Consider the following 22457-nt stretch of genomic DNA (forward strand, 5'->3'; position numbering starts at 1 on the left):
ATCCTTTTCTTTCCTGAAATGCCCAGGTGGCGGAATTGGTAGACGCACTAGTTTCAGGTACTAGCGAGTAACATCGTGGGGGTTCGAGTCCCTTCCTGGGCACCAAACAAATGATAAGGCCGACGCAAGTCGGCTTTGTCTTTCAGAGCCGGCCTCGCGATATGCGAAGCCGGCTTTGTCGTTTCCGGGGGTATGAAGCCGACGCGAATGCCGCTGCGCTGCAGCGGCTTCGTGCGTCGGTGAAGCGCTCAGACCGGCAACCCGACGAGGTCGTGGCCCTCGGTCGCCACGATGCGGGCCCGGGTGAACTCGCCGACCTTCAGCTGCTTGCTGAGCTTCTCCGGCGGGAGCAAGCGCACCGTGCCGTCGATCTCTGGCGCGTCCGCATAGCTGCGTCCCACGCCACCCTTGCGGCCCAGTCCCGGCGCCGAGTCCACCAGCACCTGCATGGTCGCGCCGACGCGGCGGCGCAGCCGCTCGGCCGACACCTCTTCGGCCACCGCCATGAAACGCGCACGGCGCTCCTCGCGCACTTCGGCCGGCAGCATGCCTGGCAGCTCGTTGGCCGCGGCGCCTTCTACCGGGCTGTACGCAAAGCAACCGGCGCGGTCGATCTGCGCTTCCCGCACGAAGTCCAGCAGGTGCTGGAATTCGGCCTCGGTCTCGCCGGGGAAGCCGGCGATGAAGGTGCTGCGCACCACGAGCTCGGGGCACGCCTCGCGCCACTTCTGCAGCCGCTCGAGGTTGCGTTCTCCGCTGGCCGGACGCTTCATCCGGCGCAACACGTCGGGATGGCTGTGCTGGAAGGGCACATCCAGGTACGGCAGCACGGCGCCGGTGGCCATCAGCGGCAGCACCTCGTCGACGTGCGGATACGGGTAGACGTAGTGCAGGCGGACCCACGCGCCATGCGGCTGCGCCAGTGCGCCCAACGCCTGCACCAGTTCCAGCATCCGCGTCTTCACCGGCCGGCCGTCATGGAAGCCGGTGCGGTACTTGGTGTCCACGCCGTAGGCCGACGTGTCCTGGCTCACCACCAGCAGTTCCTTGACGCCGCTCTCGAACAGCGCCTTCGCCTCCTTCAGCACATCGCCGATCGGGCGGCTCACCAGGTCGCCGCGCATCGACGGGATGATGCAGAACGTGCACCGGTGGTTGCAGCCCTCGCTGATCTTCAGGTACGCGTAGTGCTTCGGCGTGAGCTTGATGCCGGCGGCCGGCACCAGGTCGATGAAGGGATCGTGCGGCTTGGGCAGGTGCGCGTGCACCGCATCCATCACCTCCTGCGTCGCATGCGGGCCCGTGACGGCCAGCACCGAGGGATGGATCTCGCGCACCATGTTGTCGGTCTTGTCGCCGGCGCGCGCACCGAGGCAGCCCGTGACGATGACCTTGCCGTTGCTGGACAGCGCCTCGCCGATGGTGTCGAGGCTCTCCTTGACGGCATCGTCGATGAAGCCGCAGGTGTTGACGATCACGAGGTCGGCACCCTCGAACGTCTTGGACGTGGTGTAACCCTCGGCCGAGAGCTGCGTGAGGATCAGCTCCGAATCGGTAAGGGCCTTGGGGCAGCCGAGGCTGACGAAGCCGACCTTGGGCGCGGCGGCGGCGGGGGAATCACTCATACGACTTCCGATTGTCCCAAATGGCGAAGGCCGGGGTCGACCCGGCCTTCGATGTCGCGGCAGCGCCGGGTCAGCGCTTGCCGAGGCCGAACGCCTTCTGCATCTGTTCCTGCATGGTGTCGAACATCGTCTTGGACTGCTCGACGTAGTTGCCCATGAGGCCCTGCATCATCGGGTTCTGCATGTTCATGAACTGCGCCCACATCTCGGGCGTCAGCGTCTTCGACTGGTCAGCCAGCTTGGCCTGGATCTCGGTGAACGCCTGCACGTTCTTCTCGATGTACGTTCCCATGAACGCCTGCGCCGCGTGGCCGTAGAACCGGATGATGTTGGCGAGGGCAGCCTCGCTGAACATCGGCGCGCCGCCCGCCTCTTCCTCCAGGATGATCTGCAGCAGGATGCTGCGGGTCAGGTCCTCGTTGGTCTTGGCGTCGCGCACCACGAACGGCGCGCTGTCCATCACCAGCCGCTTCACCTCGTTGAGCGTGATGTAGCTCGAGGTATTGGTGTCATAGAGCCGCCGGTTCGGGTACTTCTTGATGACACGCTGCGCCGGTTCGGCGGCGCTGGCCTTCTTGCTTTGCACGGGCGACTCCTGGGCTTGCTTGGGCGCCGGAGGCGCCGGTTTCCGCAGCGCAGCGGATTCTAGGAAGCCGGCCCATCGGCAGCGCCACAGGTTTACCCTGTGTCCTGTCGGTGAAGCGGAATTTGGTAGGCGCGATTGGACTCGAACCAACGACCCCCACCATGTCAAGGTGGTGCTCTAACCAGCTGAGCTACGCGCCTAAGGGTGTTCGAGAATCCGCGATTGTAGCAGAGGCCGCGAGGCTTTCCTCGCTCACCTGCGCCGCGCCGACAGCACGCCGGACACTTCGCGCACCAGGCCCAGCACCCGCCCGAGCCGCGCCGCGTCGCCGATCTCCACCGTGAACGTCATCCACGCGGTGCCGCGCACCGACTGCGTCTGCACCCCCACGACGTTCATCTTCTCCTTGGCGAACACCTCGGAGATGTCCCGCAGCAGCCCCTGCCGGTCCGTCGCCTCGACGGCGACGTCGACGGGATAGAGCGCCTGGCCTTCCTTGGGCCGATCCCACTCGACATCGATCACGCGCTCCGCATTGCGCGACGCGAGCTCGCGGAAGTTGCTGCAGTCGGTGCGGTGGATGCTCACGCCCTTGCCGCGAGTCACGAAGCCGGCGATGGCGTCGGGTGGCGCGGGCTTGCAGCAGCGCGCCAATTGCGTGAGCAGCGAGTCGATCCCCACCACCAGCACGCCGCCCTTGGGCGAGCGCTCCGGGGACCGCGCCTTCTTCAGCAGGAGGTAGTCATCCTGCGGCAGCGGCGCCTCGGGTGGATGCAGCAGCGTCTCGATGTTGCGCAGCGAGTACTCGTCCTTGCCGACGACGAAGAAGAGGTCCTCGGCCGACTTGAATCCCAGCTGGGTCGCAACATCGCCCTGGTTCACCGCCGTGCGGCCCACGCGCTGCAGCAGCTTCTCGACGGCTTCCCGGCCCCGCGCCACGGTTTCATGCCGCACCTGCTCGTTGAACCACGCGCGCGCCTTGGCCCTGGCGCGATGGCTGGCGAGGAACCCGAGCTCGGGATTGAGCCAGTCGCGCGAAGGGCCGCCCTCCTTCGCAGCCACAATCTCGACGGTCTGACCGTTCTGCAGCGGCGTGTTCAGCGGCACCATCGCGCCGTCGACGCGGGCGCCGCGGCAGCGGTGGCCCAAGCTCGTATGCACGCTGTACGCGAAGTCCACCGGCGTGGCACCGCGCGGCAGTTCCACCATCGAGCCCTGCGGCGTCAGCACGTAGATGCGGTCGTCGAACAGCCCATCGGCCGATCCGGCCAGGTCGCGCTCCCAGGCCAGCAGCTGCCGCAGCACGGCGATCTTGGCGTCGTACTCGCTGGCGGCGGCGATGCCCGCGTAGCCCTTGGCGCCAGCCTCCTTGTAGGCCCAGTGCGCGGCCACGCCGTGCTCGGCATGCTCGTGCATCGCAGCGGTGCGGATCTGGATCTCGATCGGCCGGCCGCCCTCGTCCCGCACCACCGTGTGCAGGGACTGGTACCCGTTCGGCTTCGGCTTGGCGATGTAGTCGTCGAACTCGGTCGCGATCGGTTCGTACCGCTCGTGCACCCACGACAGTGCCGCGTAGCAGTCGTCCACCCGCGGCACGATCACCCGCAGCGCGCGCACGTCGAACACGCGCTCGAAGTCGAGCGACTTCCCGCGCATCTTCTTGACGATGCTGTAGATGTGTTTTGGCCGGCCCTGCACCTGTGCCGCGATGCCCTGCGCCACCAGTTCGGCCTGCAGCCGGGCGCGCAGCCGCTCCACGTCGCCTTCGCGCTCGGCGCGCTTTTCGTCCAGCAGCCGTGCCACCTGCTTGTAGGTGTCGGGTTCGAGGAAGCGGAAGGCCAGGTCCTCCATCTCCCACTTGATCTGCCAGATGCCCAGGCGATTGGCCAGCGGCGCGAACACCTGCAGCGATTCGCGCGCCACCTCGGGCGGCGCGGGCGTCTTCTTGGCCGCGTGCCAGCGCAGCGTCTGCAGCCGCGAAGCCAGGCGCAGCATCACGACCCTCAGGTCGCGCGAGAACGCCAGCAGCATCTTGCGGATGGTCTCGGTCTGCTGGCGGGGATCGTCCAGCGCCGTGCCGGCCTGAGCATTGCGCGCCTGCCGCTGCACGCGCACCAGCTGCGTGGTCTCGACCGCCAGGGCCGCATAGCTCTCGCCGAAGGCCTTGGCGATCACCTCATGCGGCCGGTTCAGGTAGGTGCAGGCATACACGAGGTAGCTCGCGGCCTGCATGGCCTCCGAGCCGCCCATGGACTTCAGGATGCGAGCGACGGCGTCGGCGTGCTCCAGCGTGTTCTCGCCCGTGTCCAGCGTCTCGCCCGCGATCAGCGGCTCGGCGAACGCACGGGCGCGCGACAACGCGTCGGCCTGCCGCGGCAGCGACTGCTCCGCGGCGGCGACCAGGGGGACCGGCCCGCTGTCGACGACGCCGTCGGTGGCGGTCTTCATGGCGCGAACAGGAAGGAGGCGACCGCGTCCACCTGGTCGGCCGCCACCAGGGTCGGCGCATGGCCAACGCCCGGGAACTCCACGAGTTGCGCACGCGGGCCGCGCCGCGTCATCTCGTGCGCCGTGTCGCGCGACAACAGGTCGGAGTCAACGCCACGCAGCAGCAGCGTGCGGGCGGTGATCGCGTCGTACAGGGCCCAGATGGCCGCCTGCCCCTTGGCAGCGGACTCTTCGGTCACGTCGCGGAAGGGGACGGCGATCGCGGGGTCGTAGTGCAGCGTGTAGCCGCCTTCCGGCACCGGACGCACCATGGGCTCGGACAATGCCAGCCACTGCTCGGGCGTGTGCGGGCCGAAGCTGGTCGAGATCTGCCACATGGCATCCGCCGCCTGCTGCACGGTCGAGAACCGGCCGGTGTTGCCGATGTAGGTGCCGATGCGCTGCAGTGCCTGCCACTGAATGGCGGGGCCGACATCGTTCAGCACGAGACGTGTCATGGGGACGGGCAACGGCAGCTTCGGCGCGCCGGCCAGTGCCATCCCGATCAGCCCGCCCATGCTGGTGCCGACCCAGGACAGCTGGCGCACGGGCGCCTGCCCATGCAGCTGCGCCAGCATCGCGAGCATGTCCGCGGCATACGTCGGCAACTGGTAGCCCTGCGGGTCCTGCAACCACTCGCTGCGGCCGCGGCCGGCCACGTCGGGACACACCACGCGCAGCGGCGCCGGGCTGCGCGCCACGAGCGCGGCCGCGAGCGTGTCGAAGTCACGGCCCTGGCGCGACAGGCCATGCACGCAGACCACCACGTGCGGGGCCGTCGCGTCGCCCCAGGACCAGTACGCCATGCGATGTCCGCGGCCCTGGTCGGGACACGGTACGTAGTTCAGCGTAGGGGCCATGGCGAGGGAAACATCCGATACTTCGCGGGCTCGGCCCGCACCTGCTCGCGCATCGTACCAACCACGCACGGAGATTCACCCATGCTCACTGGCAAGACTGCCCTCGTCACCGGATCCACCAGCGGCATCGGCCTCGGCATCGCCAAGGCTCTCGCGAAGCAGGGCGCGAACATCGTGCTCAACGGGTTCGGCGATGCCGAAGGTCCGAAAGCCGAGGTGGCGAAGCTCGGCGTCAAGGTCGGCTACCACGGCGCCGACATGAGCAAGCCGGCCGAGATCGAGGACATGATGAAGTCGGCCGCCGCGCAGTTCGGCCGCGTCGACATCCTGGTCAACAACGCCGGCATCCAGCACGTCGCCAGGGTCGAGGATTTCCCGCCCGAGCGCTGGGACGCGATCATCGCCATCAACCTGTCGAGCGCGTTCCATGCGACGCGCCTGGCCCTTCCGGCGATGAAGGCCGCCAACTGGGGCCGCATCATCAACGTCGCATCCGTGCATGGCCTGGTCGCGTCCGCCGAGAAGTCGGCCTATGTCGCCGCCAAGCACGGCGTCGTCGGCCTGACCAAGGTCACCGCGCTCGAGAACGCCACCACCGGCGTGACCTGCAATGCCATCTGCCCCGGCTGGGTGCTGACGCCCCTCGTCCAGAAGCAGGTCGATGCCAAGGCCGCGGCCAACGGCTGGACCAACGAGCAGGCCACGAAGCAACTGCTCGGCGAAAAGGAACCTTCGCTGCAGTTCACCACGCCGGAAGAACTGGGCGAGCTGGCCGTGTTCTTCTGCTCGCCCGCCGCGAACAACGTGCGCGGCGTGGCCTGGAACATGGACGGCGGCTGGGCCGCACAGTGAGCCGCGCGGCCCTCACGCGGCCAGGCCGAGGACGCGCTCCTCGGCCAGTTCGAAGCGGTCGGTCGGGCCCGAGTAGTCCCACCGCTCCAGCATGCACTGCCTTGCGGCACCCGGCCGTGGCGCCCACACCAGCAGGTTGACCGAGTTGCACGTGCCATGCCGGATGCGGCTGGACACGGCCGTGCCGGCCTGCACGCACCACATCGGCCGCGGCGTCGGCGTGGGCCGTTTCAGCAGGTCCAGCACGTACGGCAGGTGGATATGGCCGCCCAGCACCAGGTCGGCTCCCGCTGCCGACCAGGCCTGCAAGGCCTGCTCGGCTCCGCGCAGCCGGTCATGCTCGTCCTCGGGGCGCAGCACGTCGGCGGGCTGGTGCGTCACCACCACGCGCAGCTGGTTGCCTCTTGCGGCGCGCAGTTGGGTCGCGACGCGTGCGATCTGTTCCTCCGACACTTCCCCATTCTTGTGCCGCGCCGCGCGCGTCGTGTTGACGCCCACCACCAGGATTCCGTCCATGTCCAGCACGGGATCCAGCCGCGGCCCGAACGCCTCGAGATAGCGCGCATACGGCCGGACCATGCGGTCGAACAGGTCCAGCAGCGGAAGGTCGTGGTTGCCGGGCAAGGCCAGCATGCGCGCTATGCCCAGCTGTTGGCAGAACGCGCGGCCCGCCTCGAACTCCGCGGGCTGGGCGCGCTGCGTGATGTCGCCGCTGAGCACCAGCAAATCTGGCTTGCGCTCGCGGGCCAGGGCGAGGAGCGCCGCGACGACCTTCGGCTTCTCGGTGCCGAAGTGCGTGTCGGAGACGTGGAGCAGCACGGCCATCGCCGCGACCTTAGAGGCCGCGCGTGGCCTGGCCCGTCGGACAGGGGCTACCGCAGCTGTACGGAACCCGACACGTTCACCGTGACCGCGGTCTTGCCCGCTTCCACCGGCAGTGCCGCGTCGCCCGGCGCGCTGGGGGCGGCGCTGGCCACCATGCGCATGCGCGGCAGGCCCGCGTCCTGGGCGTTCACGGAGATCTCGCGCAATCCATATCCGTTGAAGCCGAAGCTGCGCGCGATGTCGCTCGCCTTGGCCCGGAACTGGGCGATCGCCTGCGCCTGCACGTCGTGCTCGGCCCGCTCGCGACGCTCCCGGCTGAGCCGGAAGGAGGCGTCGACGACAACCAGGCCCGGCACCCGCCCCGCGGCTTCGCTCACGCGCGCGATGTCCGTCCCCTCCAGCACCAGCTCGGCCGTGCCCTGCCACCCGGTGATGCGGCGCTCGCGCGAGTAGCGCGGCAGTACGCTGAAGGTGCCGGTTCGCACGTCCAGGACGCCGGGCTGCGCCTCGCGACGCGCCTGGGCCAACGCAGCTTCGAGCACCGCCCTGAGATCGGCCTGCACCCGCGCCGGATCGGCGCCTTCGCGCGTCGCCTGCAGGTGGATCTCGAGCGTGTCCTGCGCGACCTCGACCGCCGCGGTGGAGGACAGCTGGACCACGTTTTCCGGCGGCGGTGCAACCTGCGCGGACGCTGCTCCGCACGCGAGCGCGACGATGAACATGAGAGGAGCGCGAAGGTTCATGATGGGATGGGTCATCGTTCGTCAACGGCCGAGCGCGTGCAGTGGTTCACCGGGAAAAGGGAGCCGTTCCCAGACGGGGCAACTTTTGTAACACTATGTCAGTGATGGGCGGAATCCCTGCACGGTCGCTGCGGCCGCGGCCAGAATCGGCGCGGTTACAAATACGTTTTGGAGCACCATGACACAAGCTGCAGCCCGCACTGACAAGATCCTGGTGGTCGATGACGATGCCCGCATCCGCGATCTGCTCAGGCGGTATCTCACGCAGGAGGGCTTCGAGGTCATCCTGGCGGAAGATGGCAAGGCGCTCAACCGCCTGATGCTGCGCGAGACCGCCGACCTGATCGTGCTGGACCTGATGATGCCCGGCGAAGACGGCCTCTCCATCTGCCGCCGGCTGCGCGCGGCCAACGACCGCACGCCGATCATCATGCTCACCGCCAAGGGCGAGGACGTCGACCGCATCGTCGGCCTGGAAGTCGGTGCCGACGATTACCTGGGCAAACCCTTCAATCCGCGCGAACTCCTCGCGCGCGTGCATGCGGTGCTGCGTCGCCGCCCCGCGCAGGAGGCACCTGGCGCACCGTCGAGCGAGAACGAAGTCGTCAACTTCGGTCCGTTCGCCTTCGACCTGGGCGCCCGCACGCTGCGCAAGAACGGTGAGGAACTGCCGCTCACCACCGGCGAATTCGCGATGCTCAAGGCGCTGGTGCGCCACCCGCGCCAGCCGCTGTCGCGCGAGAAGCTGGCGCAGCTGGCCCGCGGCCGCGAGTTCGAGCCGTTCGACCGCAGCCTGGACGTGCAGGTGTCGCGGCTCCGCAAGCTCGTCGAGCTGGACCCGGCTTCTCCGCGCTACATCCAGACGGTGTGGGGCGTGGGCTACGTCTTCGTGCCGGACGGCGCGGGTTGAGAGGCCACGCCAGCGCGGCAGTGCCAGAATGGGCTGCCGCCGCGCTGCGCTCCTTGCCATCCTGAACGACGCCTGCGGCACCGGCGCAAAGCGCGCGTTGCCACCAGCCTGAACACATGATCCGAGGGGTCTCGACCAGCATCCACGCCACCGGCCCCGTGCCGCTGGAGACCGCGCCTGCGCCGCTCGAAATGCGGCCTCCGCGCGTGGGACTGTCGCTGTTCTGGCGCACGTTCTTCCTGCTCTCGCTGCTGCTGATCGGCTCCATCGTCGCCTGGCTGCAGACGTTCCGGGCGCTCGAGTTCGAGCCGCGCGCCGTGCAGACGGCGCAGCAGATCGCGTCGCTCGTGAACCTCAGCCGCGCCGCGCTCCGCTACTCCGACGCCATCGCGCGCGTGTCGCTGATCAAGACCCTGGCCGAGCAGGAAGGCGTGCGCATCCTGCCGAGCAAGCCCACCGACGTGTACATGACCGTCGATGAGACCTCGCTGGACGAACGCGTGGCCGATGAACTGGTGTCGCGCCTCGGCCCGGGCACCGTGCTGGCCTCGGCCGTCAATGGCGAGAAGGGCTTCTGGGTCGGCTTCAAGATCGACTCCGACGCGTACTGGCTGCTGATGGACCGCAACCGCTTCACCAAGGTGGGCGGCCGCACCTGGCTGATCTGGCTGATCACGGCGGCCGGTCTCTCGCTCGCCGGCGCCGCGGTCATCGCGCGGCTGATCAACCGGCCGCTCAAGCAGTTGTCGTTCGCCGCCAGCCGGGTGCGCGACGGCGACTTCGACGCCAGCCGGCTCGACGAGAAGGCCGTCACCAGCGAGATTCGCGAGGTGAACATCGGCTTCAACCGCATGGCCCAGCAGCTGGCCAAGATCGAACAGGACCGGGCCGTGATGCTGGCCGGCATCTCGCACGACCTGCGCACGCCGCTGGCCCGCCTGCGCCTCGAGACCGAGATGAGCGTCACCGACGCCGACGCGCGCGACCACATGGCCGCCGACATCGACCAGCTCGACGCCATCATCGACAAGTTCCTCGACTACGCCCGGCCCGACCATGCCGAGCTCAAGCCGGTATGCCTGCGCGACGTCATTGACGCGTGCGTGTACGCCGTGCAGGACCAGGGCGACATGCGCATCAACGTCGACGTCGGCAAGTCGCTGTACGTGCTGGCCGACGAGGTCGAGCTGGCGCGCGTCGTGTCCAACCTGCTGGAGAACGCGCGTCGCTACGGCAAGACGCCGGAGACCGGCATCGCCGTGGTCGACATCGCGGCCAAGTCGCGCAGCGAATGGGTGCTGCTCAAGGTGCGCGACCACGGCATGGGCGTCGCCCCCGAAGCCCTGCCGAACCTGGTGAAGCCGTTCTTCCGTGGCGACGCGGCGCGCACGGCGGCCACGGGTGCCGGCCTGGGCCTGGCCATCGTCGACAAGACGGTGCAGCGCATGGGCGGCATCTTCGCCCTGGCCAACACCACCTCCGGTGGACTGGCTGCGCACATCAAGCTGCAGAAGCCACGCAGCGGCGGCGTGCACGACACGGCCGAGCCCTCCGAGTCGCCCGAGACGATCAGCTGATCGCGCGCGTCGCCGGCGCGGGCGATCACTGACGGCACGCGGCAAGCGCGTCCTACCGCTGGGCCAGTCCGGCCAATCCACCATTGAGCCATGGCACCGCAAGTCGAACAGGAATCGCTGAAGGACGAGATGCGCAACGTCGTCGAGGAGGCGCGCATGATCATCCCGGGCGTGCAGGCGCTGTTCGGCTTCCAGACGATGGCGGTGTTCAACAACCGCTTCGAGGACTTGCCTCAATCGGGCGTGGCGGCGTACGTGGCGGGGCTCGCGATGTTGGCCGTGGCCATCGCACTGCTGATGGCCCCCGCGGCCTGCCATCGCATGTCCGAGCGCGGCCAGGTGTCCCGCAGCCTGATCGACCTGTCCTCGCGGCTGATCACCTGGGGCATGCTGCCGCTGATGCTGGGCCTGTCGCTCGACATCTTCGTCGTCGTGCTGGCGACGATGGACGATCTGCGCGCAGCGCTCGTGGGCGGTGTCGCGGCGCTGCTGGTGTTCAGCAGCTTCTGGTACGTGATGCCAGCCGTGCGCCGGCGCAGGAACAGGACGGGATCAGTCCCCGGTCGCTGACAGCAGGACCACCGCGCGCGCCTCGATGCTCTGCCCCTGCCCCACGGGCCCGAGCTTCTCTGCGGTCTTGGCCTTCACGTTCACCTGCGCGGGCGCGAGCCCCAGCGCCTTGCCGATGCGCGCCCGCATCGCATCGATGTGCGGCGCGAGCTTGGGCGCCTGGGCCACCACGGTGCTGTCGATGTTCACGATGGACCAGCCGGCCTGGCCGACGCGACGCGCCGCCTCCTCCAGCAGCAGCACCGAGTCGGCGCCCTTGAAGCGCGCACCGGTGTCCGGGAAATGCCGCCCGATGTCGCCCAGCCCCGCCGCGCCGAGCAGCGCGTCGGTGATGGCGTGCAGCAACACGTCGGCATCCGAGTGCCCCAGCAGGCCACGGTCGTAGGGGATCGCAACGCCGCCAATCACGAGCGCACGGCCCGGCACCAGCGCGTGCACGTCCCAGCCCTCGCCGATGCGCATCGTCATGACCGGCTCCCCAGCACGGCGGCGGCCAGCGCGAAATCCTCGGGCCACGTCACCTTGATGTTCTGTGCGCTGCCTGTGACCAGCATCGGCCGCAGGCCCAACGCCTCGATCGCCGACGCCTCGTCGGTGACGTCCGCGCCTGCCTGCTCCAGAGCTCGCCGCAGTTCGCCCAGGCGGAACATCTGCGGCGTCTGCGCCAGCCACTTGCCACGCCGCGGCAGCGTGCCCTGCACGCGCCCGCCCTCCTCCTGCTTGAGCGTGTCGGTGAGCGGCTGCGCGAGCAGGCCACCGACGGCATCGTGCTCGCAGGTGTCGATCAGGGTCTCGATCCACTCGGGCCGGACCAGGCAGCGCGCGGCATCGTGCACCAGCACCCAGTCGTGGTCCGAAGCGCCGCGCGCGGCCAGTTGCTCCAGGTCGGCCCCGACGCTCGATGCCCGCGTCGGCCCGCCGCACGCCACGACCTCGTAGCCTTCACCGGAGGCCAGGCGATCGTCGCCCGGCGCGACCACAACCAGCACCGACGCGAGCCGGCGCACGCGCGTGAACGCGGCGAGGGTGTGCTGGATCAGGGGACGCCCGGCGAGCAGTTCGTACTGCTTGGGACCGGCGGTGCCGGCGCGGCTGCCCACGCCCGCGGCGGGGATGAGCGCATGCAGTCGCGCGGGGGAATTCGTTGGATGAGCAGGCGCCAAGATGGGGGCCATTCTAGAATCCGCGCACACCCCTCGTCCGCGCGCCGAGGGGTGTTTGCATTTGCCCCGCCCGATGGATCTTCCCAAGCTTTCTCCCGGCAAGCGCTTCGCGCTGCCCCGCCCGCCCGGCTCGGCGGATGCCTTGCTGCTGGCCCGCCTGGCCCTGCGCGAGAAGGCGGCGGGCCACCCGACCGCCATCGTCACCAGCGGCGCCGCCGACGCGCAGCGCCTGATGGACGAACTCGCGTTCTTCGGGCCCGACCTGCGCTGCTCGCTCTTTCCCGACTGGGAAACGCTGCCCTACGACACCTTCTCGCCGCACCAGGACCTGATCAGCGAGCGGCTGGCCACGCTGTGGCGCATCTCGCAGGGCGAGGCCGACGTGGTCATCGTGCCCGCGACCACCGCGCTGTATCGCGTCGCGCCGCCGTCGTTCCTGGCCGGCTACACGTTCCAGTTCGCGGTCAAGCAGAAGCTCGAGGAAAGCAAGCTGCGCGCGCAGCTCACGCTCGCGGGCTACAACCACGTGACGCAGGTTGTCAGCCCCGGCGAATACGCGGTGCGCGGCGGCCTGATCGACCTGTTCCCGATGGGGTCGGCCGTGCCGTACCGCGTCGACCTGTTCGACGACGAGATCGACTCGATCCGCACCTTCGACCCGGACAGCCAGCGCAGCCTGTACCCGGTGCCCGAGGTGCGGCTCCTGCCCGGCCGCGAGTTCCCGATGGACGACGCGGCGCGGGCGCGCTTCCGCAGCCGCTGGCGCGAGCTGCTCGAGGGCGATCCGACCAAGAGCCGCATCTACAAGGACATGGGCAACGGCGTTGCCACGTCCGGCATCGAGTACTACCTGCCGCTGTTCTTCGAGGAGACGGCGACGGTCTTCGACTACCTGGGAGCGCAGGCCACGCTGGTGCTGCACGGCGACCTGGAGCCCGCGTTCCAGCGCTTCTGGCAGGACACCAGGGACCGCCATCGGCTGCTGCAAGGCGACCCCGAGCGGCCGATCCTGCCGCCGGAGGCGCTGTTCCTCACCATCGAGCAGTTCTATGGCAAGGCGAACGAGCATGCCCAGCTGTCGCTGCGGCCGGGTGCGCAGGACGTCGCGGACAGCGCCCTGTTCCAGAAGCTGCCCGACCTCTCGGTCCTCCGCGGCGCCGAGGATCCGCTCGCCCGCCTGAAGCAGCACCTCGCCAAATCGCCGCACCGCGCGCTGGTGCTGGCCGAGAGCACAGGCCGGCGCGAGAGCCTGCTCGACTTCCTGCGCGCCAGCCAGCTGTCGCCACCGGCGTTCGACTCGCTCGAGGAATTCCAGGCCAGCGACGAGAAGCTGGGCATCGCCACCGGCGCGGTGAACGAGGGCTTCGCCTGGCCCGAAGAGGCGATCGACTTCATCACCGAGACCGAGCTGTTCGCGGCCGGCACCACCACGCGCCGGCGCAAGCGGCAGGAGCAGGTCAGCGACGTCGAGGCCCTGATCAAGGATCTCTCCGAGCTGAACGTCGGCGACCCGGTCGTGCATGCGCAGCACGGCATCGGCCGCTACCAGGGCCTGGTCAACCTGGACCTCGGCCAGGGCAACACCGAGTTCCTGCACCTCGTGTACGCCGACAAGGCCACGCTCTACGTCCCGGTGAGCCAGCTGCACCAGATCAGCCGCTACACGGGCGTGTCCGCGGACGAGGCGCCACTGCACAAGCTGGGCTCCGGCCAGTGGGAGAAGGCCAAGCGCCGCGCAGCCGAGCAGGTGCGCGACACGGCCGCCGAGCTGCTGAACATCTATGCGCGCCGCGCGGCGCGCGAAGGCCACGCCTTCCGCTTCTCGCCGCAGGACTACGAGACCTTCGCCAACGACTTTGGATTTGAAGAGACGGCCGACCAGAACGCGGCCATTCACGCGGTGATCCAGGACATGATCTCGCCGCAGCCCATGGACCGCCTGGTGTGCGGCGACGTCGGCTTCGGCAAGACCGAGGTGGCGCTGCGTGCCGCGTTCATCGCCGTCACGGGTGGCAAGCAGGTGGCCTTCCTCGCGCCCACCACGCTGCTGGCGGAGCAGCATTACCAGACGCTGGTCGACCGCTTCTCCAAGTGGCCGGTGAAAGTGGCCGAGATGAGCCGCTTCCGCTCGCAGAAGGAGATCACGGCGGCCGGCAAAGGCCTCGCCGACGGCAGCGTCGACATCGTGGTCGGCACGCACAAGCTGCTTTCCGGCACCGTGAAGTTCAAGAACCTGGGCCTGCTGATCATCGACGAGGAGCACCGCTTCGGCGTGCGCCACAAGGAGGCGATGAAGGCCCTGCGCGCCGAGGTGGACGTGCTCACGCTCACCGCGACGCCGATCCCGCGCACGTTGGGCATGGCGCTGGAGGGGCTACGCGACCTGTCGGTGATCGCCACCGCGCCGCAGCGACGCCTCGCGATCAAGACCTTCGTTCGCAACGAGGGCAACGGCGTGATCCGCGAAGCCGTGCTGCGCGAACTGAAGCGCGGCGGCCAGGTCTACTTCCTGCACAACGAGGTGGAGACGATCGAGAACCGGCGCGAGCGGCTGGAGGCGCTGCTGCCCGAGGCGCGCATCGCCGTCGCCCACGGCCAGATGCCCGAGCGCGACCTCGAGCGCGTGATGCGCGACTTCGTGCAGCAGCGCTTCAACGTCCTGCTCTGCTCCACCATCATCGAGACCGGCATCGACGTGCCGACCGCCAACACCATCGTCATCAGCCGCGCCGACAAGTTCGGCCTGGCGCAGCTGCACCAGCTGCGCGGGCGGGTCGGCCGCAGCCACCACCAGGCCTATGCCTACCTCATGGTGCCGGACATCGAGAGCCTCACGCGGCAGGCGGCGCAGCGGCTGGATGCGATCCAGCAGATGGAGGAACTGGGTTCGGGCTTCTACCTGGCGATGCACGACCTGGAGATTCGTGGCGCCGGCGAGGTGCTGGGGGAGAACCAGAGCGGCAACATGCTGGAGGTCGGCTTCCAGCTGTACAACGAGATGCTCGCCGAAGCCGTGCGCTCGCTGAAGGCCGGCAAGGAGCCGGACCTGTTGGCGCCGCTGTCCGTCACCACCGACATCAACCTGCATGCACCCGCCCTGCTGCCCGACGACTATTGCGGCGACGTGCACCTGCGGTTGTCGTTCTACAAGAAGCTGGCCAGCGCCAAGACGACGGACCAGATCGACGGGCTGCTGGAAGAGATCGTCGACCGCTTCGGCAAGCTGCCGCCGCAGGCGCAGACGCTGATCGACGTGCATCGGCTGCGCGTGCTGGCGCGGCCGTACGGCGTGGTGAAGGTGGATGCGGCGCCGGGCGTGACCAACATCACATTCAAGGCGAACCCGCCCGTGGACCCGCTCCGGATCATCGAGCTGGTGCAGAAGAACCGCCACATCAAGCTGGCCGGCAACGAGAAGCTGCGCATCGAGCGCGAGCTGAAGGATCCGAAGGACCGGGTGCTGATGGTGCGCGACGTGCTGAGGGCGCTGGGACAGCCGAAGGTGGCCGAGCCCGCGTGAGTCCCTTGTGTCATTCCCGCGAAGGCGGGAAACCAGGGCGTCCATCTTCACCGACATCGGAACGGAAGCCTTGGGTCCCCGCCTCCGCGGGGACGACAACGAGGCGCGACAATCTCCCCATGCCCTCCCGCACCGAATTCGCCCCTGGCCTCTCGATCCAGGGCTTCACGCCGCCGCTTCGCCTCTCCGACTTCAAGCTCGCCGCGTTCGACATGGACTCGACGCTGATCAACATCGAGTGCGTCGACGAGATCGCAGACGCTGTCGGGCTGAAGGAGGAAGTGGCGGCCATCACCGAAGCCACCATGCGCGGCGAGATCGCCGACTTCAAGGAAAGCCTGCGCCGCCGCGTGGCGCTGCTGCGCGGCGTCACGGTGGCCGACATGGAGCTGGTCTACACCTCGCGCCTGCAGCTCAATCCCGGCGCCGAGCGGCTCATCGCCGCCTGCAAGGCCGCCGGCATGAAGACGCTGCTGGTCTCCGGCGGCTTCACCTTCTTCGCGGATCGTGTGCGTGACCGCCTGGGCATCGACTACACGCGCTCCAACGTGCTCGAGATCGAATCGGGTCCCAACTGCGGCCAGCTCACCGGCCGCATGGTGAACCAGCCCTGGGGCGACATCTGCGACGGCGCGGAGAAACGCAAGATGCTGCTGGAGACCTGCTCGCAGCTGGGCATCAGCCCGAAGCAGGCGATTGCGGTGGGCGACGGTGCCAACGACCTGCCGATGATGGGCGAGGCCGGCCTCTCGGTCGCCTACCACGCCAAGCCGCGCGTGCGCGAGCAGGCGATGGTGGCGATCGACGAAGGTGGGCTCGACCGCGTGCTCGAGGTCGTTCGGCCCTAGGGCCTGTTCACCCTAGAGCGCGGGCGCGGCGGGCGAAGGCACGGCGCGCTGTCCGCGCAACCGCCACAGCAGGAACAGCACGATCGACAGGTTCAGGCCGTTCCATGCGATGCCGTTGACGAAGGCGGCGCGGTAGGAGCCGGTGAGGTCGAACACCGCGCCCGACATCCAGCCGCCCAGCGCCATGCCGAACAGCGTGGCCATGAGCACCGTGCCCACGCGCGCGCCGGCTTCGGCGGGCGAGAAGTGCTGGCGCACGATCAGCGCGTACGACGGCACGATGCCGCCCTGGAACAGGCCGAACAGCCCGGCCACGACGTACAGCGACACCAGGCCGTCGAACGGCAGGAACATCAGCAGCGCGACCCCCTGCAGCACCGACCCGAGCAGCAGGGTGCGCAGGCCGCCGATGCGGTCGGAGATCCAGCCCGACACGAGCCGGCTCACCACCCCGAGCCCCAGCATCAGGGACAGCATCTGGGCGCCCCGCGCAGCACCGAAGCCGAGGTCGGTGCAGTACGCCACGATGTGCACCTGCGGCATCGACATCGCGACGCAGCAGGCCACGCCGGCCACGGCCAGCAGCATCTGGGCGGTACCGGGCTGCAATCCCATGGGCCGCGGCACTGAAGTAGCGGATGCCGATGCAGATCCCGCGCCGGCAGGCGCAGCAACGAGCGGCGGGCGCGGCCGCAGCAGCAGCGCCAGCGGCAGCATCGTCGCCAGGCAAAAGATGCCCAGCCCCACGTAGGTCTGCCGCCAGCCCACCGAGTCGATGAAGTGCTGCAGTACCGGCGGCCACAACGCGCCTGCCGCGTAGTTGCCGCTCATGCAGATCGCCAGCGCCGTGCCGCGCCGGCGGTCGAACCATTGCGAGGTGTCGGCGACGAGAGGCGCGAAGGTCGCCGAGGTGCCGAGCAGCCCGACCAGGAGGCCCTGCGCGGCGCAGAACAACGTGAGCTGCGGCGCCAGGCCGGCCGCGATGAAGCCGCTGCCCAGGCCTACGGCGCCCAGCGCCACGGGCAGCACAACCCCGAAGCGATCGGCAAGCCGGCCCATGAGGATGCCGCCGAGGCCGAAGCCGATCATGGTGAGCGTGTAGGGCAACGACGCCGCCCCGCGATCGACGCCGAACTCGTGCTGGATTGCCGGCAGCACGACCGTCACCGAATACATGCCCGAGCCACCGAGGGTCATCAGCAGCAGCGACACGCATAGCCGCATCCACGCGTACGGCGACTCGATGGCGCTGGCGGGCGACGCGGCGCCGCTGCGCCAGGACACGGTGCTGGGACTGGACATGGCCGCATTGGAACACCGCGCCCGTCGGACACAGCCGACACGGGGCCGTGCCCGCAGACGACCCGTCCCGCGAGCCCACACGTTAAGGTGGACGACCTCGACGACGCCACCATGCAGAGCACCGCCTCCCGCCATTTCTCGATGCTGCGCGGCTTCCACCTGGCCGACTTCTTCACACTCGGCAACGCGGCCTGCGGCGTGGGCGCCGTCTTCCTCGCGATGCTGTTCGTCGCCAGCGGCGAGCCGGCGCACTTCTTCGCGGCGGCGGCACTGGCGCCCGCAGCGCTGGCCTTCGACGTCCTCGACGGCCGCATCGCGCGCGCCCGCCACCAGCACTCGCCGCTGGGGCGCGAGCTCGACTCGCTCTCCGACGTGATCTCCTTCGGCGTCGCGCCCGCCGCGCTGGCGTTCGCGGCCGGCATGCAGGGCGGCTGGGACGTGGCCGCCCTCGTCTACTTCGTCTGCTGCGGCGTGAGCCGGCTCGCCCGCTACAACGTGACCGCCGAGAGCATGGCCGGCGACACCGGGAAGGTGCGCTACTTCGAGGGCACGCCCATTCCCACGAGCGTGCTGCTCACGGGCGTGCTCGCCCTCGCCGGGTGGCAGGAGCGGCTCGGCGATGACCTGTGGGGCGGCGCGATCGGGCTGGGCCCCTGGCAGCTGCATCCGTTGGTGCTGCTGTTCGTGCTCTCGGGCAGCCTGATGATCAGCAAGACGTTGCGGATTCCCAAGCTGTGACGCACACGCCTGGCACGCCCCCTCCGCTGCGGCTGTTCACCGCGCTCTGGCCGCCGCCGGCGGTGCGCGATGCGCTGCTGGTCCTGCGTGACCGCTGGCAGTGGCCGCCGGGCGCCAGGCTTGCCGACGCATCGAAGCTGCACATCACCCTGCACTTTATCGGCTCTGTCGAGGCGTCGCGCCTGCCCGCGCTGGTGGACGGCCTGGCCGTGCCGATGGAGCGGACCGAGCTGCGCATCGACACGCGCCGGCAACGCGTGTGGCCGGGCGGGATCGCGGTCGTCGAGTTGCAGATGCCCGAGATGCTGCAGCGCATGCATGCGTTGCTGGCCCATGCACTGTCGCGCCTGGGGCTTGGCGTCGAAGCCCGGCCCTGGCGTCCCCATGTGACGTTCGCGCGCAAGGCCGCCGGTGCGGTGCCACCGGCCGCGGCCGATGGGATGCCAAGCTGGCCGGTGGACGGCTACGCGCTGGTTCGCAGTGCCGGCGGACGCTACGACATCCTGCAGCGCTACGCGGCTGCAAAGGTTGAGCCATGAACGCAATCCTGCCTCGGCAGTTCCGGGGCCAGCGGGGCCCGTTCGGACTATTCGCTGGCCCACAGGGGCCGGTCAGCTGGGAAAAACGCGCACGGTTACAGGACGTGGCGGAACAATCTCACGGAAGTTTCCGCCAACCTTCCATGCAAGACCGTCTCTCCTGGGCCCAAGCCGCATGTGCGCGCGTCTTGCGCCCCCTCGTCCGGCTGGCCCTCGGCATGGGGCTGAAGCATCCGCACCTCGAGAGCATGCTGCGCGACCTGCTGCTCGACGAGGCCACGCGGTTGTGGCAACGGCAGGGCGTGGGCTCTCCCAACATCAGCCAGCTCGCGGTGACCACCGGTCTCAATCGCAAGGACGTCACGGCCCGCGTGCGACGTCCTGCCGACCCGCTGCCGCACACCGAGCTGTCGGCTGCGGCCAAGACGTTCACCCGCTGGTTCCAGCTGGCCAGCCAGAACCCGTCGCTGCAGCGGCTGCCCGTGGCGTCCACCGGCCAAGGCCTGTCGTTCGAGGATGTCGCGCGCGAAGCCAGTCGCGGCGACGTGCACCATCGCGCCGTCCTCGACGAGCTGGTGCGCCTGGGCATGTGCGTGCGGGTGGATGCGAGCCAGGTGGAACTCACGTCCGAAGGCTTCGTGCCCACGGCCGACCTGCAAAGCACGCTGGCGTTCCTCGGCGACAACCTGCGCGACCACGCGAGCGCGGCGGTCTCCAATGCGCTGGGCGAAGGACCGCTGATGCTGGAGCGCGCGGTCTTCGCCGAGGGCCTGGCGGAGTCCGACTGCGAGGCGGTGCACCAGCTGATGCGCCAGCGATGGACCGCGATGCACCGTGAGCTGGTGGCGGTGCTGTCCGAAGCCATCACGCGCAATGGCGCGCAAGGCACCAAGCGGTTGCGCGTGGGCATCTACCTGTACCACGCCGACCGGGAGGGCACGTCGGAATGACGCTGTCGGCCAGCACCTTGCTGCGCCGGCTCGTGTTGCTGACGGCGCTGGCGCTCGGCAGCTGCGGTGGCGGCAGCGTGGGCGATGCGCCTGGCGCGTCTGGCGACGCCCTCGGCGGCGGCACCACCGTCGGCAGCGACATCGGCAGTGGCGGCACCGGGATCACCGGTGGCGGCACCGGCGTGGCATCCGGCGGCGTGGGTTCCGGCGGGACCGGGGTGTCAGGCGGCAGCGGAGGCGTGGGATCGGGTGGAACGGGCGCCACGGCCGACGCAGGCATCGGCTCCATCGACGGCTTCGGCAGCATCATCGTGAACGGGGTGCGGTACGACATCAGCACCGCGACCACCATGCTGAGCGACGTCAGCGCGCTCAAGCTGGGCATGACGGTGCGTGTCACGGGCAGCCTCAGCGCGGACCTCACGCAGGGCACGGCCACGCTGGTCACGTCCGCGGCCGACCTGCGAGGCAAGGTGTCCAACCTGTCCGCGGCCGGCGGCACGTTCACGGTGCTCGGCGTGCAGGTGAGCACCGATCCAGCGACGGTCTATGCCGGCGGCCTGATGGCGTTCAGCGGCCTCGCCAACGGCGTCAACGTGCAGGTGCACGGGCTGCCCGGTGCGGGCGGCCGCCTGCAGGCGACACGCATCGAACGGCTGGCAACGGCGCAGGACCCCGTGCTCACCGGCTACGTGCAGGACCTCGATCGCGCCGCTCACGTCTTCCGCATCGGCACGCAGAGCGTGAGCTATGCCACTGCCGATTTCCCCGGCGACTGGCCCTGGAGCCGGCTGGCCGAGGGGCAGGTGGTGCGCGTGCGAGCAGCCGCGGTGGCGTCCACGCTCGCGGCAACCGCCGTCGAGCCGTGGAATCCGGCGCCGCTCCGGGACGGCACGCGCCTGAGCCTGGGCGGGCTGGTCACCGACTACGAGGGCCTGCAGTCGCTGCGCATCGACGGCGTGCCGGCCGATCTGTCGGCCGTCAGGCTCACCAGCCTGGCCGGTGCGATGGCCAACGGAGCGCGCGTCGATGCGACGGGAACGATGCAGGGCGGCGTGCTGCAGGTGTCCACCGTCCGCGTGCGGCAGGCCGCGCCAACCACGACCGCCAGCGCGCCGCCGGCGGAGCAGACCAGCTTCACGGCGCGCGGCAGCGTGGGCGCCTACCGCTCGCCATCGAACTTCAAGGTGCAGGGACAGGACGTCGATGCGAGCGCTGCCACCTACGTCGGCGGCACGGCGGCGGACCTCGGACCTGGCCGCAAGGTGCTGGTCACCGGCTCACGCGTGCGCGACGACGTGCTGGCGGCCGACCAGGTGGAATTCCTCAACTGAGCACCAGGCTCAGCGCAGCTGGTCGGGGCCGGACGGAGTGAAGCCGGTGGGCTTGGTTTCTTCGAAGTCGGAATCGTGGTGCTTGTCGGGCGGGGACTTCAGCACCGCATCACGGATGGCGAACAGGGCCCGCAGGTCCTCGGCGATCTCGGGATCGTCCTCCTCCTCTTGCGCAGGCGGCGCCTCGGCCGGAACCGGCGAGGTGGCGGGCGCAAAGGGGTCGGAGGGTTTGGCCGTCCAGTCAGCGGCGCCAGGCATCACGCCGCCGCTGCTGGAGGTGATGCCGTCGAACTGCCAGGAGATGCTCAGCAACCAGTCCCAGGCGCGCGGATCGTATTTCTCGATCTCGGCCATCAGGCTGCTCTGGAACGGCGGGATGTAGTTCAGCAGGCGGGCCTGGCCCTGCTTGACGACCAGCTGCAGATGCACGCCGCTGCGGCGGCGGCTGTTGACGACCGGGAGGATGCGGCATTCGATCCAGTCGGAGGGCACTGCATGGCGGCGCATGCTCTCGCGCAGGACGAGCTTGATCAGCTCGCGCCGGCTGGCCTCCCGCTGGATGCTGTCGTCATCGTCGTGGCCTTCGCTTTCCTCGAAGCGGGTGCCGGTGGCTGCTGCCTCGGACTCCGGAGCCGCCTTGTCCGGTCCCTTGAAGATCTTGTTGAGCAGGCCCATGGGCGCATTATCGCCCCCGGTCCTGCTGCCGCCAGCTATTCCAGAAAGGCGGTTGCCAGGCGAACACCAACGGTGAAGCCGCCGCGGCATGCTTCACACCGCACCACGATCGCTTCGCAGTGCAACGGGAAGTTGTGCCCGTCCAACAGGTAGTCGACGGTGATCTCGATGCGCTGGCCGATGGCATGGGCATCGCGCGAGGTGAAGCACAACCCGCTGACGCTGACGTCGCGCGTCACGCCCGCCGAGCCCCCCTCGACGGTGAGAGGGACCTCCATCTCGAAGCGCTCGGCGCCGCGCTTTTCCTCCAGCCGTCCCAGCGGCACGACGACCCGGGGTTCCACCGTTGGCAT

The 22457-nt window shown here is 69.3% G+C and carries 21 protein-coding genes and 2 tRNA genes; 11 read left to right on the forward strand and 12 right to left on the reverse strand.

Annotated elements, in window-relative coordinates:
• Window positions 1-20: 20 nt before the first annotated feature.
• Window positions 21-105, forward strand: a tRNA-Leu gene (locus ACPWT1_RS18060).
• Window positions 106-248: 143 nt separating this feature from the next.
• On the opposite strand, the gene rimO is transcribed toward ACPWT1_RS18060, so the two are convergent.
• The 5 genes from rimO to ACPWT1_RS18085 form a co-directional block, all read right to left on the reverse strand.
• Window positions 249-1625: a 30S ribosomal protein S12 methylthiotransferase RimO gene (gene rimO / locus ACPWT1_RS18065; RefSeq protein ID WP_427912518.1), complete on the reverse strand. Its 1377-nt coding sequence runs from the start codon at window positions 1623-1625 to the stop codon at window positions 249-251.
• Window positions 1626-1695: 70 nt separating this feature from the next.
• The gene (gene phaR, locus ACPWT1_RS18070) at window positions 1696-2211 is read right to left on the reverse strand and encodes a polyhydroxyalkanoate synthesis repressor PhaR (RefSeq protein WP_427912519.1); all 516 of its coding nucleotides are present in this window, start codon (window positions 2209-2211) and stop codon (window positions 1696-1698) included.
• Window positions 2212-2334: 123 nt separating this feature from the next.
• Window positions 2335-2411 (reverse strand) — tRNA-Val (locus tag ACPWT1_RS18075).
• Between the two features lie 52 nt (window positions 2412-2463).
• A complete protein-coding gene (locus ACPWT1_RS18080; RefSeq protein ID WP_427912520.1) occupies window positions 2464-4659 on the reverse strand; it encodes a RelA/SpoT family protein in 2196 nt (731 codons plus the stop codon).
• Complete coding sequence (locus ACPWT1_RS18085) at window positions 4656-5558, reverse strand: alpha/beta fold hydrolase (RefSeq protein ID WP_427912521.1); 903 nt, start codon at window positions 5556-5558, stop codon at window positions 4656-4658. The genes ACPWT1_RS18080 and ACPWT1_RS18085 overlap by 4 nt, the downstream gene beginning before the upstream one ends.
• An 81-nt stretch (window positions 5559-5639) precedes the next feature.
• Here ACPWT1_RS18085 and ACPWT1_RS18090 point away from each other — a divergent pair, with 81 nt between their 5' ends.
• Entirely contained in the window at window positions 5640-6410 is a 771-nt protein-coding gene (locus tag ACPWT1_RS18090; protein WP_427912522.1) for a 3-hydroxybutyrate dehydrogenase, read from the forward strand.
• 12 nt (window positions 6411-6422) lie between these two features.
• On the opposite strand, the gene ACPWT1_RS18095 is transcribed toward ACPWT1_RS18090, so the two are convergent.
• Together ACPWT1_RS18095 and ACPWT1_RS18100 are read right to left on the reverse strand one after the other, a co-directional pair.
• A complete protein-coding gene (locus ACPWT1_RS18095) occupies window positions 6423-7235 on the reverse strand; it encodes a metallophosphoesterase family protein (protein WP_427912523.1) in 813 nt (270 codons plus the stop codon).
• Window positions 7236-7282: 47 nt separating this feature from the next.
• Window positions 7283-7978 (reverse strand): SIMPL domain-containing protein, encoded by a 696-nt coding sequence (locus ACPWT1_RS18100; RefSeq protein WP_427912524.1) that lies wholly within the window; start codon window positions 7976-7978, stop codon window positions 7283-7285.
• 178 nt (window positions 7979-8156) lie between these two features.
• Here ACPWT1_RS18100 and ompR point away from each other — a divergent pair, with 178 nt between their 5' ends.
• From ompR to ACPWT1_RS18115, 3 genes are all read left to right on the forward strand, one after another.
• Entirely contained in the window at window positions 8157-8888 is a 732-nt protein-coding gene (gene ompR, locus ACPWT1_RS18105) for a two-component system response regulator OmpR (protein ID WP_427912525.1), read from the forward strand.
• A gap of 116 nt (window positions 8889-9004) precedes the next feature.
• Window positions 9005-10465 carry an ATP-binding protein gene (locus ACPWT1_RS18110; protein ID WP_427912526.1) on the forward strand — a complete coding sequence of 487 codons (1461 nt, stop codon included), beginning with the start codon at window positions 9005-9007 and terminating at the stop codon, window positions 10463-10465.
• Window positions 10466-10555: 90 nt separating this feature from the next.
• Entirely contained in the window at window positions 10556-11035 is a 480-nt protein-coding gene (locus ACPWT1_RS18115; protein WP_427912527.1) for a DUF6328 family protein, read from the forward strand.
• Here the strand turns inward: ACPWT1_RS18115 and ispF are convergent.
• The gene (gene ispF / locus ACPWT1_RS18120) at window positions 11018-11503 is read right to left on the reverse strand and encodes a 2-C-methyl-D-erythritol 2,4-cyclodiphosphate synthase (RefSeq protein WP_427912528.1); all 486 of its coding nucleotides are present in this window, start codon (window positions 11501-11503) and stop codon (window positions 11018-11020) included. The genes ACPWT1_RS18115 and ispF overlap by 18 nt on opposite strands.
• The gene (ispD, locus tag ACPWT1_RS18125) at window positions 11500-12210 is read right to left on the reverse strand and encodes a 2-C-methyl-D-erythritol 4-phosphate cytidylyltransferase (protein ID WP_427912529.1); all 711 of its coding nucleotides are present in this window, start codon (window positions 12208-12210) and stop codon (window positions 11500-11502) included. The genes ispF and ispD overlap by 4 nt, the downstream gene beginning before the upstream one ends.
• A 61-nt stretch (window positions 12211-12271) precedes the next feature.
• Between ispD and mfd the strand changes: the two genes are divergently transcribed.
• Together mfd and serB are read left to right on the forward strand one after the other, a co-directional pair.
• Window positions 12272-15718 carry a transcription-repair coupling factor gene (mfd, locus tag ACPWT1_RS18130; RefSeq protein WP_427912530.1) on the forward strand — a complete coding sequence of 1149 codons (3447 nt, stop codon included), beginning with the start codon at window positions 12272-12274 and terminating at the stop codon, window positions 15716-15718.
• Window positions 15719-15837: 119 nt separating this feature from the next.
• Window positions 15838-16566 carry a phosphoserine phosphatase SerB gene (gene serB, locus ACPWT1_RS18135; RefSeq protein WP_427912531.1) on the forward strand — a complete coding sequence of 243 codons (729 nt, stop codon included), beginning with the start codon at window positions 15838-15840 and terminating at the stop codon, window positions 16564-16566.
• A 12-nt stretch (window positions 16567-16578) separates the two neighbouring features.
• Here serB and ACPWT1_RS18140 read toward each other — a convergent pair whose 3' ends face one another.
• Entirely contained in the window at window positions 16579-17868 is a 1290-nt protein-coding gene (locus tag ACPWT1_RS18140; RefSeq protein ID WP_427912532.1) for an MFS transporter, read from the reverse strand.
• Between the two features lie 111 nt (window positions 17869-17979).
• On the opposite strand from ACPWT1_RS18140, the gene ACPWT1_RS18145 reads away from it, so the two are divergent.
• The 4 genes from ACPWT1_RS18145 to ACPWT1_RS18160 all read left to right on the forward strand — a co-directional run bounded on the left by ACPWT1_RS18145 (window position 17980) and on the right by ACPWT1_RS18160 (window position 21429).
• Window positions 17980-18606, forward strand: a complete 627-nt coding sequence (locus ACPWT1_RS18145; RefSeq protein WP_427915588.1) for a CDP-alcohol phosphatidyltransferase family protein — start codon at window positions 17980-17982, stop codon at window positions 18604-18606.
• Window positions 18603-19145: an RNA 2',3'-cyclic phosphodiesterase gene (thpR, locus tag ACPWT1_RS18150; protein WP_427912533.1), complete on the forward strand. Its 543-nt coding sequence runs from the start codon at window positions 18603-18605 to the stop codon at window positions 19143-19145. Before ACPWT1_RS18145 ends, thpR begins: the two co-directional genes overlap by 4 nt.
• A gap of 143 nt (window positions 19146-19288) precedes the next feature.
• A complete protein-coding gene (locus tag ACPWT1_RS18155) occupies window positions 19289-20095 on the forward strand; it encodes a DUF6502 family protein (protein WP_427912534.1) in 807 nt (268 codons plus the stop codon).
• Entirely contained in the window at window positions 20092-21429 is a 1338-nt protein-coding gene (locus ACPWT1_RS18160) for a DUF5666 domain-containing protein (protein ID WP_427912535.1), read from the forward strand. Before ACPWT1_RS18155 ends, ACPWT1_RS18160 begins: the two co-directional genes overlap by 4 nt.
• A 9-nt stretch (window positions 21430-21438) precedes the next feature.
• Here the strand turns inward: ACPWT1_RS18160 and ACPWT1_RS18165 are convergent, their stop codons facing one another.
• A complete protein-coding gene (locus ACPWT1_RS18165; RefSeq protein WP_427912536.1) occupies window positions 21439-22104 on the reverse strand; it encodes a hypothetical protein in 666 nt (221 codons plus the stop codon).
• 35 nt (window positions 22105-22139) lie between these two features.
• Window positions 22140-22457, reverse strand: a complete 318-nt coding sequence (locus ACPWT1_RS18170; RefSeq protein ID WP_427912537.1) for a PilZ domain-containing protein — start codon at window positions 22455-22457, stop codon at window positions 22140-22142.

This window comes from Ramlibacter sp. MMS24-I3-19 (assembly GCF_050320135.1).
Taxonomy (GTDB): Bacteria; Pseudomonadota; Gammaproteobacteria; order Burkholderiales; family Burkholderiaceae_C; genus Ramlibacter.

What these genes read in the sequence shown, in the direction of transcription:
- rimO (WP_427912518.1), bottom strand. Translation starts at nt 1,625, where the DNA reads ATGAGTGATTCCCCCGCCGCCGCCGCGCCCAAGGTCGGCTTCGTCAGC.
- ACPWT1_RS18080 (WP_427912520.1), bottom strand. Translation starts at nt 4,659, where the DNA reads ATGAAGACCGCCACCGACGGCGTCGTCGACAGCGGGCCGGTCCCCCTG.
- ACPWT1_RS18085 (WP_427912521.1), bottom strand. Translation starts at nt 5,558, where the DNA reads ATGGCCCCTACGCTGAACTACGTACCGTGTCCCGACCAGGGCCGCGGA.
- ACPWT1_RS18090 (WP_427912522.1), top strand. Translation starts at nt 5,640, where the DNA reads ATGCTCACTGGCAAGACTGCCCTCGTCACCGGATCCACCAGCGGCATC.
- ACPWT1_RS18095 (WP_427912523.1), bottom strand. Translation starts at nt 7,235, where the DNA reads ATGGCCGTGCTGCTCCACGTCTCCGACACGCACTTCGGCACCGAGAAG.
- ACPWT1_RS18100 (WP_427912524.1), bottom strand. Translation starts at nt 7,978, where the DNA reads ATGAACCTTCGCGCTCCTCTCATGTTCATCGTCGCGCTCGCGTGCGGA.
- ompR (WP_427912525.1), top strand. Translation starts at nt 8,157, where the DNA reads ATGACACAAGCTGCAGCCCGCACTGACAAGATCCTGGTGGTCGATGAC.
- ACPWT1_RS18110 (WP_427912526.1), top strand. Translation starts at nt 9,005, where the DNA reads ATGATCCGAGGGGTCTCGACCAGCATCCACGCCACCGGCCCCGTGCCG.
- ACPWT1_RS18115 (WP_427912527.1), top strand. Translation starts at nt 10,556, where the DNA reads ATGGCACCGCAAGTCGAACAGGAATCGCTGAAGGACGAGATGCGCAAC.
- ispF (WP_427912528.1), bottom strand. Translation starts at nt 11,503, where the DNA reads ATGACGATGCGCATCGGCGAGGGCTGGGACGTGCACGCGCTGGTGCCG.
- ispD (WP_427912529.1), bottom strand. Translation starts at nt 12,210, where the DNA reads ATGGCCCCCATCTTGGCGCCTGCTCATCCAACGAATTCCCCCGCGCGA.
- mfd (WP_427912530.1), top strand. Translation starts at nt 12,272, where the DNA reads ATGGATCTTCCCAAGCTTTCTCCCGGCAAGCGCTTCGCGCTGCCCCGC.
- serB (WP_427912531.1), top strand. Translation starts at nt 15,838, where the DNA reads ATGCCCTCCCGCACCGAATTCGCCCCTGGCCTCTCGATCCAGGGCTTC.
- ACPWT1_RS18140 (WP_427912532.1), bottom strand. Translation starts at nt 17,868, where the DNA reads ATGTCCAGTCCCAGCACCGTGTCCTGGCGCAGCGGCGCCGCGTCGCCC.
- ACPWT1_RS18145 (WP_427915588.1), top strand. Translation starts at nt 17,980, where the DNA reads ATGCAGAGCACCGCCTCCCGCCATTTCTCGATGCTGCGCGGCTTCCAC.
- ACPWT1_RS18155 (WP_427912534.1), top strand. Translation starts at nt 19,289, where the DNA reads ATGCAAGACCGTCTCTCCTGGGCCCAAGCCGCATGTGCGCGCGTCTTG.
- ACPWT1_RS18160 (WP_427912535.1), top strand. Translation starts at nt 20,092, where the DNA reads ATGACGCTGTCGGCCAGCACCTTGCTGCGCCGGCTCGTGTTGCTGACG.
- ACPWT1_RS18165 (WP_427912536.1), bottom strand. Translation starts at nt 22,104, where the DNA reads ATGGGCCTGCTCAACAAGATCTTCAAGGGACCGGACAAGGCGGCTCCG.
- ACPWT1_RS18170 (WP_427912537.1), bottom strand. Translation starts at nt 22,457, where the DNA reads ATGCCAACGGTGGAACCCCGGGTCGTCGTGCCGCTGGGACGGCTGGAG.